Source organism: Croceitalea sp. W27 (assembly GCF_055693185.1).
Genome location: NZ_CM146327.1, coordinates 1,395,845 through 1,407,624 on the forward strand (window position 1 = coordinate 1,395,845; position 11,780 = coordinate 1,407,624).

Here is an 11,780-nt window from a genome sequence, read left to right on the forward strand (position 1 = left end):
AAATCTGGACCTTTTACTTTTAGGGCTTGTACTTTAATTATTCAGCATTTTGCCCAAGTAGAAAAATATTTCTGGAAACTCGCGCTCTAAATCTCTTGGGCTTTCAAAAAAACTTTCAATCAATACCGCAAAAAATTCTATAAAATTGGTTTTGGCATAATCTCTTAAATAATCAGATTGACTCATCTTTTGTTCAAAGCTGGTAGAATCAAAGACCGTTCTTAATTTCATCAAACCCACTTTAAACCTTCTAGCCTCCCAAGTTGACTTTCTTCTATTTTCAAACAACAAGGCGTGTGCTACTTCATGTAGCCCTAAGTTTTTATTGTCATTCGGAATTTTAAATCCTTGTTTTAAGTCTTCGGCAGAAAAGACCAAAATTTTCATTCGAGGATTATATTCTCCTATATGATGGCGTTTCCCAATATTGGAATAATATTGTGAAGGATAAATAATAATTCTATTGATAGAATTCTCAAAACGAAAGTTTTTGAGCCCCATGGTCATCAAAATCGCCGAAGCGGATACATAGGCTTTTATTTCTTCCTTATTTTTAATATCACCATAAAAAACAAAAGGTTTCTTTGATTTAAACCAAGCAAAACGCTTTAAAAAAAGTTTTCGCTGTGCGGCACTAAAGGATTCAAAAGGAACAAGAAAGCTACTTATAAAGCGACGTTCTTTAGCATTTATAGGCTTTACAGGGTGAAAAAGATTAAAGAACGTAAACCGTTCATGCACAAAACGTTCATAGAGCGCCTTTACAAAAACAAGCAGTAAACCTACTACTAGGGTTATTGCCGCTATTTGTTTTTGCACTTCTGTTAAATCTTCCATCACATCCGTTCTGGAACCGCTACCCCCAATAATCTAAATGAGGATTGGATAACTTCCCCAACTTTTCTAGAAAGGGAAACCCGCAAAAGTCGTTTCTGCTCATCAGCTTCGCCCAAAATAGATACTTGTTGGTAAAAAGAATTAAACTCTTTTACCAAATCATACGTATAATTCGCGATGAGTGCCGGACTGTAATTCTCCGCTGCCAATTGCACGGTTTCCGGATAAAGCTGTAACTGCTTTAACAACTCCTTTTCTTTTTCATGAAGTGCTAAGTCACTAGCATCTAAGTCTTTTACCGAATCAGAAATACCAAGATCATTTGCCTTTCGTAAAATAGATTGAATTCGAGCGTAGGTGTATTGAATAAAAGGGCCTGTATTTCCTTGAAAATCAACAGACTCTTCAGGATTGAATAAAATCCGTTTTTTAGGATCTACTTTAAGTATGTAATATTTTAATGCCCCAAGACCAATAATTTTATAGAGGTCTTGCTTTTCTTCTTTCGTATAACCTTCCAATTTGCCCAAATCTTCAGAAATAGTCGCTGCTGTGCTAGTCATATTCTCCATTAAATCATCGGCATCTACTACAGTACCTTCTCGGCTCTTCATTTTTCCAGATGGCAAGTCTACCATACCATAACTTAAATGGTATAACTTTTCAGCCCAAGAATAGCCCAGCTTCTTTAGAATTAAGAACAATACTTTAAAATGATAATCTTGCTCATTACCTACGGTATATACCATCCCGTTAATGTCCGGAAAATCGGTCACCCTTTGAATTGCCGTACCAATATCTTGGGTCATGTAAACCGCAGTACCGTCTGATCTTAGTACGATTTTCTCATCTAAACCTTCATCGGTAAGGTCTATCCAAACACTGCCATCGTCCTTTTTAAAGAAGACTCCTTTGGCAAGTCCCTCTTTAACCGCATCCCGTCCTAAAAGATAGGTGTCACTTTCATAATAGAGTTTGTCAAAGTCAACTCCCATATTTTTATAGGTAGTGTCAAAACCAGCATATACCCAGTCATTCATTTTTTTCCAAAGGGAAACTACTTCTTCATTACCAGCTTCCCATTGAAGAAGCATACTATATGCAGAAGACATTAAATCAGTTCGGTTTCTGGCATAATCATTTATTTGGGAAGTGTTTTCAACTATTTTCTCCTTTATTTTCAGTATTTCTGGTTTTTTACTTGAATCATTGGATTCTAGTTTTTCTATTTTCTGTTTTAGCTGTTCAATTTCCTTTACTAAAAACTTAATTTCGTATCCTCCAACTACAGGCGGAGATATATTCCCTTTTATATATTCATTAAAAATTGGTTTAGCTTGTTTTTTAAGTTCTTCTTCAAATTTAACATAGTACTTCCCTACCAAATGATCTCCTTTTAACCCGGAAGATTCAGGAGTTTCACCCTCGCCGAACTTCTGCCATGCCAACATACTTTTACAAATATGTATGCCACGATCGTTGATGATTTGGGTTTTATATACTTTATGTCCGGCCGCTTTTAATATCTCAGCAACCGAATAACCTAAAAGATTGTTTCTAATATGTCCCAGATGCAGTGGTTTGTTTGTGTTCGGTGAAGAATACTCGACCATAACAGCATCTTTAGAAGCTACTTTTGCATAGCCATAGCTGGCATCTGTGGAAATAGTTCTGAAGAAATCTAGGTAATACGAATCCGCTATTACCAAATTCAAAAAGCCTTTGACTACATTAAATTTAGAAACCTCAGTTACCTTAGCGACAAGATACTCCCCTATTTGTGTTCCGATTTGCACCGGATTGCCCTTTACAACACGTAACATTGGAAAAACGACAACGGTAACATCTCCCTCAAAATCCTTCCGGGTGGGTTGAAATTCCACCGAGGGTAAATCAGCTTTGAATAAATCTTTGACCGCTTGTTGTACTTTTTGCTCTAAAACCTTTTGTAGCTCCATCAAAATTGCCTTTTCAAGCTGCAAAACTACGTTTTTTTAACCTTTTTAGATAAGATTAAGACTATTCAAAAGTCATGAAACCCTGTATTTCACTAATTTTAAGATATGTTACTAAATGTTTCGTACAACGATAAGAAAATAACCAAAAAGGTTGATGATGAAGTGGGCAAACCCTTTACCCTAAAAGAACGTCTAAAACTAGGAGGAATTGGTTCTCCGAAGCTATTTATTAAAGAAACCAGTATTGAAATACAGAACCTTTTGATACTAGATAACAACAGAAACTCATGTAATATAGAAATGCGACCTAAGGGTATTATCGTTCGTTTTAGATCATTACTTGAAACGTATGCATTGTTAATTCCATATTATAAACTAACCATCTATAAAGGTGATTTTGCTGTATATTCTGTTTATCGAGATCATTATTTTATCAAGGTACAATCAGATACCAAGGCCATTCAAAAATATTTTAGAAAATTATTGGACTATAAGGCAGATAATGCCCCCACTTCAATTGAAGATTTATAATGTTTAAGAACCATCCAAAAATTGATGTAGAACCTAATGATTTTGACCGAAAACTAATTTTAGCAGGTTGGCTTCTCGTCGCGCTTAATTTTATTTTGGTTTTTTCTTTTTATGCTAGCTTGCCAGAGGTTATTCCAGCCCATTTTAACATTAAAGGTGAAGCTGACGGGTTTGGAAATAAATCAACACTTTGGGTACTGCCTATTCTAAATCTAGCAATATATTTTGGAATGACTATGCTCGCTACTAAAATGAAGCCATGGAACTTTAATTACCCCACCAAGGTAACCGAGAAAAACGCGTCAAAGATCTATGCAATAAGTATTCGAATGTTAACCTGGCTCAATCTTGGCATCGCATTAATTTTTCTGGTGATTTCACTTAATGCTATACTAATGGCAAAAGAAGTAAATCATTTTAGCATTGGCTGGGTCATAATTGTTTTGTTATTGGCAATAACCTTAGGCCCCTTTATATCCATTTTTAAAATGTTCAAAGTTCCCAAATCATGAAGATTCTGCTTACAGGTGCCAATGGTTATATCGGTATGCGATTGCTTCCGCAATTGCTTGATGCTGGCCACGATGTTGTCTGCACCGTTAGAGACGCCTCACGTTTATCGGTAGACCAAGAAACCCTGGCTAAGATCAAGGTTTTAGAAATTGATTTTTTAGATGATGTTTCGGAAGGAAAAATTCCGAAGGATATTGATGCTGCCTATTTCCTAATACACTCCATGACCTCATCAACCAAAGATTTTGATGAGATGGAGGCTATTACCGCTAAAAATTTCAATGCCCTGGTAAAAGACACCAACATTAAACAGGTTATTTATTTAAGTGGCATTGTCAATGACAAAAATCTTTCTAAACATCTTTGGTCTCGAAAAAATGTAGAAGAGATTTTATACAAAGGCAATTTTAGCCTTACCGTTTTACGTGCCGGAATTATTGTGGGTTCTGGTAGTTCTTCGTTTGAAATTATACGAGATCTATGCGAAAAACTTCCGTTTATGATTACCCCAAAATGGGTTTTGACCAAAACGCAGCCTATAGCTATTCGCGATGTCATTGCGTTTTTAACGGGAGTACTAGGGAATTCAGAGACCTATAATGAATCATTTGACATTGCGGGGCCAGATGTGCTTACTTACAAAGAAATGCTCCATCAATACGCCAAGGCAAGAGGTTTCAAAAATTGGATAGTCACCGTACCGGTAATGACACCAAAACTATCCTCATACTGGTTATATTTTGTTACCTCAACCTCATATAAATTGGCGCTAAACCTAGTCGATAGCATGAAAATTGAGGTCATTGCAAACGACAATAGACTTTCTGAGCTGTTAGATATTACGCCACATTCCTACATGGAAGCTATTGACATGGCCTTTAAAAAAATTGAGCAGAATCTTGTTATGAGTAGTTGGAAAGACAGCATGGTCAGCGGTCGTTTTAATAAGAATCTTGAAAAGTATGTTCAGGTTCCCAAGTTTGGGGTGCTTAGGGATGAACAAAAACTAAAAGTAGACGACCCAAAAAGGGTGTTAAAAAGAATTTGGAAGATAGGAGGCAAAACAGGTTGGTATTATGGCAACTGGCTCTGGAAAATTCGAGGGTTTTTAGATAAACTTTTCGGTGGTGTTGGACTTAGAAGGGGAAGAACACATCCTGATAAAATTTTTGCTGGAGATGCCCTTGACTTCTGGCGTGTTCTTTTAGCTGACAAAAAAGGAAAACGTTTATTACTTTTTGCCGAGATGAAACTACCTGGCGAAGCTTGGCTAGAATTTAAAATTGACGAAGACAATGTGTTGCATCAAACTGCAACTTTTCGTCCACGTGGCCTAAAAGGTAGGTTATACTGGTATAGTATAGTGCCTTTGCATTATTTTATTTTTGGCGGTATGATCAGAAATATTGCCAAAAAATAATCTTGGCTCGACTTTTGAAGCAACCATTCCCAATCAAAAAACGTCTTTATCTATATACATCACTTTATCAAAAAACCAATTTACATGAAATCATATTACACGCTTACACTATTACTTTGCCTATCTGTTGTTTCATCTAGCCTAGCACAAACTATTTCATCAAAAGTAGTCGATGGTAAAACCAAAAACCCTATTCCATATGTAACCATTCAGTATGGCGAAAACCAAGGCGTAATTTCTAATGAAGAAGGCAGATTTAGTTTTGTATTAGATGCTACCACGCAAAAACTTGATTCTATCTATATCTCTAGTATGGGCTATGAAAAATTGGGTTTTACCTATGAAAGCCTATTAGATAGTGTTATTTACATACAACCAAAAGCTATTGAACTTAGCGGAGTATACCTATTCGATAAAGAATTAGAGGTTGATGAGATTATTGACAAAATGAAAGAGCGTTTACCTCAGAACACAAATAATGACCCCATAAAACAACGTTATTTCTTGAGACAGTCGGTTTTTGGGAACATCCAAAAAGTGGATTTCGGATTTGAAAAATCCTCTATTGAAGAGCTAGACAAGGAGTTTATCGATAGCCTTGCAAGTATAATCCCTAGAAATTCATATCACTATACTGAAGCTCTCGGTGATTTCTACAAGACTAAAAAAGACTATAAAGTGAATGTCTTAAAAGCAGCCAATCTTTATGATAAAAAAGATATCGGCTCTTTTGATGAATTGGGTAAGCGTATGGAGAATATCTTCAAACAAAACGTTAAGCCTGATTCCTATTTAAAAATAAAATCAGGAATCTTCAGTGAAAAAATACAGGTAGATTCTATTATGAGTGATTTAGAAGCCGAAGAGGCCAAAGAACTCGAAAAAGAAATGAAGAAAGACACCGTCTCTGACTTTGTAGATGAACAAAAACACATTTTTGACGAACTCTTAGGCGAGGTCTTTTACGAAGAAGACACTAAACTAAATGTCATAAACAAAAGTAGGAAGTATGAATTCGAACTTGCCGGATATGCCGATATTGACAACGCTGGAGTTTATGTAATCGATTTTAAACCAAAGGGCGGTGCAGACTTTAAAGGAAGAATCTTTGTTAATATTGAAGATTTTGCCATCATGAGAATTGACTTTGAAAATCTTAAGAACCTAAGAAACTTCAGGTTATTAGGTATTTTTTATAGGGAAATACTATATAAAGGTTCAATGCACTTTACGAAACTCTCCAATAACAAGTATGACTTGAAATTTGTGGATTTTAGTTTTGGACGTTGGTTTAGATTTGATAGACCGCTAGATGTCATAGAAAAAAACAAGCATGTTAAAGGTAGAAACAAACAAAATGAACTACGTTTAAATATTGATTTTAGAATGACCAATACCAATAAATGGGAACTCGTGATTTTTGACAATACCATTATCGACCAAAACCAGTTTGATAGTTTTAAAGAAGATAAAAGTATCAAGGCCACCTATATGGCAAAGTATGACCCTGAATTTTGGAAAGGTTACAACATTATGGAACCCAACCAGGCCATTAGAGAGTTTACAGCTACAGAATCAGACTAAGCTTTAGGTAAAAACACCTCCGCCATCATACAGCGTGCCGAACCACCCCCACAAGTTTCTATAGTTTCTAAAGAACTGTGTATGATATCGCAATGCTTTTTAATAGCACTTATTTGATCTTCGCGCAAACTGTGGTATGCCGCTGAGCTCATGACCATAAAGCGTTTGTCTTTCGCACCATATACTTGCAGCATATTGCCAGCGAAATGATGCATTTGTTTTTCCGTAATAGTAATAATCTCTTTACCATCTTTTTTTAGATGTTCGGTAACGTTTTTACGTTCCTTTTTATCATCTATGGTATCCAAACAAATAACAGCGAAAGTCTCTGCCATTGCCATCATTACATTGGTATGGTAAATTGGCAATCGCTGACCATCTACAGTTTGATTAGCAGTAAATATGACCGGAAAACAATCAAAATCTTCGCAAAACTCGATGAACAATTCTTCATGTGCCCTTTCTGAAAGTGCACAGTAGGCCTTTTGATTAACCCTATCCTTTAAAATACTGCCGGTACCCTCTAGAAAAACGCCTTCTTTCTCAGCTGAAGTATAATCGACTATATTATCTATTCGAAAGCCTTTTTCTTCAAGAATGTCAAAAACATCTTCGCGTCTTTCTTTTCTACGATTTTCAGCAAACATGGGGTAAACCACTACTGTACCATTAGCATGAAATGAAACCCAATTGTTCGGAAAAATAGAATCTGGGGTATCGGTTTCTTTTCGATCATCAACAACGATTACATTTACTCCTCTATCGCGCAATACACTTACAAAGTCGTCAAACTCTTTTTGAGCTCTTGTGTTGATCGTTTGATTCTTTATGTCTATATCTTCTTGAAAATAATTATTTACAGCCGTCTGCTCGTTCATACGAAAAGCCACAGGGCGAATCATTAGGATGGTATTGGTAATCTGCATTTAAATACTTTTTCTTTATTCGCGAATTAAGGGCAAGGTACTGCATCGTAAAAGCCCCTCTTGTTTGGCAATCTCAGCATAGGGGATTTCTTCTACGGTAAAACCTTGACCTCTAAGCCAGTTGTTTAGTCTAGTAAAGTTACGTTCGGAAACTACAACTTCAGGTGATATTGAAAATACATTGCTAAACATTTGATACATTTCTTCAGCCGTTATTTCAAATATATTTTCTGTTCCAAAATAATTTACAAGCCATTGATACTCTTCTTCAACCAAAAATCCATTTTTATGAAGAATGGCCTTATCTTTTCCGATAGGCTGAAAACAACAGTCTAAATGCAAAGCGTTTTCTTTGGCATTCGTATTGGATTTTCTTAGTTCAAAAGACTTTACAGTTTTGTTTGGGAATTGTTTTTTTAAAAATTCTATCGCTTCTTTATTTGTTCGGGCCGTTATATAATCAGGATAATCTGAACCGGTATACGTGCCTACAAAGATATAATCGTTCCAAGGCATCACATCCCCTCCCTCTATATGCACTTCTTCAGGAGGATATATGATATTTTCTGGCTTTATTTCACTTATTACATGCTGTATCGCTTGAAACTCTTTTTCCCTATCGGGCAGAATATTGGCATGCACCAATTTATCACCAATTACAAAAGCGATGTCTCTAGAGAATATCTGATTACAATCGTGTAAAACAGATGGCCTATAAACCTTTACACCATACTTCTCAAATACTTTCGCAAAGGCTTCCATTTCTTCAATCATATCAGCTTCTGTAGGATAAGTTCCAGCGAGAATATGCTCTAAAGACTTAGGGTCATAGGCTTCCTCAGGTATTGGTGTTGGGCCACAACTTTCAGCAGTACCAAGCACCACAGCTTTTAAAGGCGAAGTTTCATTGTTAATGTTCAACTGAAGCATTTGAAAAATTTTTATAAAATAAACTCGTTTTTTGGTATAAAAAAAGCCCTTTTATTAGATAAAAGAGCTTTATTGTTTTTATTAAGGTAGCAATCTACCTCTTGTCAACGCCAACAAAAGGGCGGTAGTTTTCACCTACATAAATTTGCCTTGGTCTACCAATAGGCTCATTACGCAGACGCATCTCTCTCCATTGTGCTATCCACCCCGGCAATCTTCCTAAAGCGAACATTACCGTGAACATATCCGTAGGTATGCCCAGCGAACGATAAATAATGCCCGAATAAAAATCTACATTTGGATAAAGCTTTCTTTTTACAAAGTACTCGTCTTCAAGCGCCTCTTTCTCTAATCCTTTGGCGATATCTAAAATAGGGTCGTTAATGCCCAAATCCCCTAAAACTTCATCAGCGGCCTTCTTGATAATCTTTGCCCTTGGGTCAAAATTTTTGTAGACCCTATGCCCAAAGCCCATTAACCTAAAAGAATCTGATTTATCCTTGGCTTTGGCCATATATTTTTTGGTATCACCGCCATCGGCCTCAATAGCTTCTAACATTTCTAATACGGCTTGGTTTGCACCACCATGCAATGGGCCCCACAATGCCGAAATACCGGCAGAAAGGGAAGCAAATAATCCCGCATGAGAAGAACCAACTATTCGCACCGTCGATGTAGAACAGTTTTGTTCGTGGTCAGCATGTAGAATAAGTAACTTATCCAACGCATCAATAACCACTCTATTTCTTTTATATTCTTGATTCGGTCTTTTGAACATCATTTTATGAATGTTCTCAACGTAACCTAAAGAATCGTCCCCATAATCTAAAGGGAGTCCCATTTTCTTGCGCATAGCCCAAGCAACCAATACCGGAAACTTGGCCAGAATACGCACAATGGAATTGTACATAGCATCGCTGGAAGCCACATCGACCGAACCAGGGTTAAATGCCACTAAGGCACTCGTAAGTGAAGATAATACACCCATTGGATGAGCAGACTTTGGAAAACCGTCCAAAATCTTTTTCATTTCCTCATCTACATGAGATTCGTTCTTAATATCTAAATGAAAGGCAGCCAACTGCTCTTTGTTTGGCAGCTCTCCAAAAATCAAAAGGTAGGCCACCTCAAGAAAATCAGCCTTTTCGGCAAGTTCTTCAATTGAGTACCCGCGGTAACGTAAAATTCCTTTTTCACCATCTAAAAAAGTAATTGCACTTTCACAAGAGCCTGTGTTTTTGTAACCTGGGTCAATGGTAACGATTCCGCTAGTTCCCCTCAAAGTTTTAATATCGATTGCCAACTCATCTTCCGTTCCCTTTATAACCGGGAATTCATACTTTTTTCCTTCAAATTCAAGTGTTGCTTTGTCCGACATTTAAATGATTTATAGTTATTATGATAAGCTGTTAAAATTACGAAAAAGGAAAGGTTTTAACAATAATGCCCTTCAATTTTGGAGAATTCTTAACAATACTTGAAGTAAGAAAATAGGTTTACATTTTATAAAGAACCTTATAATATTCATCTACTGATTTTTGCCACGTGAATCGTGCTTTCTTAGCGTTAGTTTGAATCTTTTTCCATGTTGGTTTATCGTTTACAAAAATATCCAACGCAATATCAAAAGTGGAAAGCATATTTTTAATCTTTTGGTCATAAGAGTCCCCATCAAAACCAAAACCTGTTTTCATATGCTTAACGGTATCTATAAGTCCGCCCGTATGGTGAACCAAACAGGGATTTCCGTTTCGCATGGAGAGCATTTGACTGATTCCGCATGGCTCAAAAAGGCTTGGCATAAAGTAGAGATTAGATTCTAAATACATAGAATCAATCAAATTCTCCGATTGTCCGTTTGTGAAAATGAAGTTCTTGTGCTTGTAACTGATATCCCTAAATAGTTCTTCATATTCTGGGGCTCCAGTTCCAAGAAGGATAAAAATACCATCTATTTTCTCTAGCTTTTTTAAGATAGCAACGAAAGCCTCCGGAGAACGTTTAAAAAAATAGAATTTTTGTTCCGTTAATCGAGCTACACTCGAAACAATAAACTTTGGTTCGTTATCTACATATTGCATAATTTTCTCCCCGGTATGGGCCAAAAAATCAGCTTTATATTTTTTTGACTCTTCTTGAAGCCAGCTAAAAAGGGCCTTAACCGTATTTCGATAGATTTGGCCTTTTTCTTCGACATTAATATTCTTGTAATTACAGCCGTTAAGAATACCAAAAAGTCTATTTTCTTTATCGGCCTGTTGCAAATCTTTCTCTAAGCCCTCACCTCCGATAAATTCTGGTGGTGAACTTGGCTTCATTACATCTTCTTTGTAGGAGGGAGACACTGTATGAACGGCATCTGCCAAACGGATGCCTACTGCCATTAAATTAATACAATCTTGATACCTGTAATCAATAAGGCCTTTTTCATCAAAAGGAATATCAGGAAACCAATTTCGTAAAGAAGAATAATTATCTTCAAAAGGGCGGATACCTTGTATCGCTAGGTTATGAATACTATAGACAAATCTTATTTTTCTAAGATTCTCATAACCTCTATGATATTCTCTAAGAAAAAGCAATAAACTAGAATGCCAATCGTGAAGGTGAACAATATCTAATTTACCGAAGGCCCCTTTTTTTATAGCTTCGGCTACCGCAGTACAAAAAATAAAATATTTAATAGCATCTGTATAAAAAGGCTCTTCGGGGTCATCATGATAAATATGTGCAATACCCCCCGCCTCTATTTCGGGATGGTGAACAACATAATGATAGACATTTGGATACTCTTTTTTCGGTTTAACCTCATACAACTCAGCAGTATAAACCATCCCGCGAAGCGAAAAGTTCAACTTGGTCTTTAAGACCCCTTGTTGGTGTAACCTACCATAAGAAGGAACAACCACATGGGCCTTATCTCCTTTTTCAGAGATTTGTCTGGGAACATCTCTTACTACATCTCCCATTCCGCCAGCTTTGCAATTGGCTATACCATCGTTCTCAGCTGCTGCAAAAAGAAAACTATTCATATCCTTTCTATAATTAGTTGGTCTCGAAGCATAATATACATTATCTATA

The 11,780-nt window shown here is 36.5% G+C and carries 10 protein-coding genes; 4 read left to right on the top strand and 6 right to left on the bottom strand.

Translation table 11 applies throughout. The features are described from left to right. Positions 1 to 33 precede the first annotated feature (33 nt). Both ACZ1GR_RS06295 and argS read right to left on the bottom strand, forming a co-directional pair. On the bottom strand, positions 34 to 837 hold the full coding sequence (locus tag ACZ1GR_RS06295; RefSeq protein WP_472611348.1) for a zinc-dependent peptidase: 804 nt from the start codon (positions 835 to 837) through the stop codon (positions 34 to 36). Beyond that, positions 837 to 2,795 carry an arginine--tRNA ligase gene (gene argS, locus ACZ1GR_RS06300; protein ID WP_472611349.1) on the bottom strand — a complete coding sequence of 653 codons (1,959 nt, stop codon included), beginning with the start codon at positions 2,793 to 2,795 and terminating at the stop codon, positions 837 to 839. The genes ACZ1GR_RS06295 and argS overlap by 1 nt, the downstream gene beginning before the upstream one ends. A 105-nt stretch (positions 2,796 to 2,900) precedes the next feature. Between argS and ACZ1GR_RS06305 the strand changes: the two genes are divergently transcribed. The 4 genes from ACZ1GR_RS06305 to ACZ1GR_RS06320 all read left to right on the top strand — a co-directional run bounded on the left by ACZ1GR_RS06305 (position 2,901) and on the right by ACZ1GR_RS06320 (position 6,843). Next, entirely contained in the window at positions 2,901 to 3,326 is a 426-nt protein-coding gene (locus ACZ1GR_RS06305) for a hypothetical protein (protein WP_472611350.1), read from the top strand. Continuing rightward, the gene (locus ACZ1GR_RS06310; protein WP_472611351.1) at positions 3,326 to 3,838 is read left to right on the top strand and encodes a DUF1648 domain-containing protein; all 513 of its coding nucleotides are present in this window, start codon (positions 3,326 to 3,328) and stop codon (positions 3,836 to 3,838) included. Before ACZ1GR_RS06305 ends, ACZ1GR_RS06310 begins: the two co-directional genes overlap by 1 nt. Next, positions 3,835 to 5,259 (top strand): SDR family oxidoreductase, encoded by a 1,425-nt coding sequence (locus ACZ1GR_RS06315; protein ID WP_377768509.1) that lies wholly within the window; start codon positions 3,835 to 3,837, stop codon positions 5,257 to 5,259. Before ACZ1GR_RS06310 ends, ACZ1GR_RS06315 begins: the two co-directional genes overlap by 4 nt. Positions 5,260 to 5,343: 84 nt before the next feature. Beyond that, the gene (locus ACZ1GR_RS06320; protein ID WP_377768511.1) at positions 5,344 to 6,843 is read left to right on the top strand and encodes a carboxypeptidase-like regulatory domain-containing protein; all 1,500 of its coding nucleotides are present in this window, start codon (positions 5,344 to 5,346) and stop codon (positions 6,841 to 6,843) included. Here ACZ1GR_RS06320 and ctlX read toward each other — a convergent pair. From ctlX to ACZ1GR_RS06340, 4 genes are all read right to left on the bottom strand, one after another. Further along, on the bottom strand, positions 6,840 to 7,769 hold the full coding sequence (gene ctlX / locus ACZ1GR_RS06325; RefSeq protein WP_377768512.1) for a citrulline utilization hydrolase CtlX: 930 nt from the start codon (positions 7,767 to 7,769) through the stop codon (positions 6,840 to 6,842). The two genes, ACZ1GR_RS06320 and ctlX, sit on opposite strands and share 4 nt — an antisense overlap. 15 nt (positions 7,770 to 7,784) lie before the next feature. Continuing rightward, positions 7,785 to 8,699, bottom strand: coding sequence for a dimethylarginine dimethylaminohydrolase family protein (locus ACZ1GR_RS06330; protein ID WP_377768513.1), 915 nt, complete (start codon positions 8,697 to 8,699; stop codon positions 7,785 to 7,787). Positions 8,700 to 8,793: 94 nt separating this feature from the next. Beyond that, entirely contained in the window at positions 8,794 to 10,077 is a 1,284-nt protein-coding gene (locus ACZ1GR_RS06335; RefSeq protein WP_377768514.1) for a citrate synthase, read from the bottom strand. Positions 10,078 to 10,195: 118 nt separating this feature from the next. Further along, positions 10,196 to 11,731: a glycogen synthase gene (locus tag ACZ1GR_RS06340; protein WP_377768515.1), complete on the bottom strand. Its 1,536-nt coding sequence runs from the start codon at positions 11,729 to 11,731 to the stop codon at positions 10,196 to 10,198. Positions 11,732 to 11,780 lie beyond the last annotated feature (49 nt).

Bases quoted from the DNA above. Each gene is read 5' to 3' on its own strand.
- ACZ1GR_RS06320 (WP_377768511.1), top strand. From the start codon at position 5,344: ATGAAATCATATTACACGCTTACACTATTACTTTGCCTATCTGTTGTT.
- ACZ1GR_RS06310 (WP_472611351.1), top strand. From the start codon at position 3,326: ATGTTTAAGAACCATCCAAAAATTGATGTAGAACCTAATGATTTTGAC.
- ACZ1GR_RS06295 (WP_472611348.1), bottom strand. From the start codon at position 837: ATGGAAGATTTAACAGAAGTGCAAAAACAAATAGCGGCAATAACCCTA.
- ACZ1GR_RS06315 (WP_377768509.1), top strand. From the start codon at position 3,835: ATGAAGATTCTGCTTACAGGTGCCAATGGTTATATCGGTATGCGATTG.
- ACZ1GR_RS06305 (WP_472611350.1), top strand. From the start codon at position 2,901: ATGTTACTAAATGTTTCGTACAACGATAAGAAAATAACCAAAAAGGTT.
- ACZ1GR_RS06335 (WP_377768514.1), bottom strand. From the start codon at position 10,077: ATGTCGGACAAAGCAACACTTGAATTTGAAGGAAAAAAGTATGAATTC.
- ACZ1GR_RS06340 (WP_377768515.1), bottom strand. From the start codon at position 11,731: ATGAATAGTTTTCTTTTTGCAGCAGCTGAGAACGATGGTATAGCCAAT.
- ctlX (WP_377768512.1), bottom strand. From the start codon at position 7,769: ATGCAGATTACCAATACCATCCTAATGATTCGCCCTGTGGCTTTTCGT.
- ACZ1GR_RS06330 (WP_377768513.1), bottom strand. From the start codon at position 8,699: ATGCTTCAGTTGAACATTAACAATGAAACTTCGCCTTTAAAAGCTGTG.
- argS (WP_472611349.1), bottom strand. From the start codon at position 2,795: ATGGAGCTACAAAAGGTTTTAGAGCAAAAAGTACAACAAGCGGTCAAA.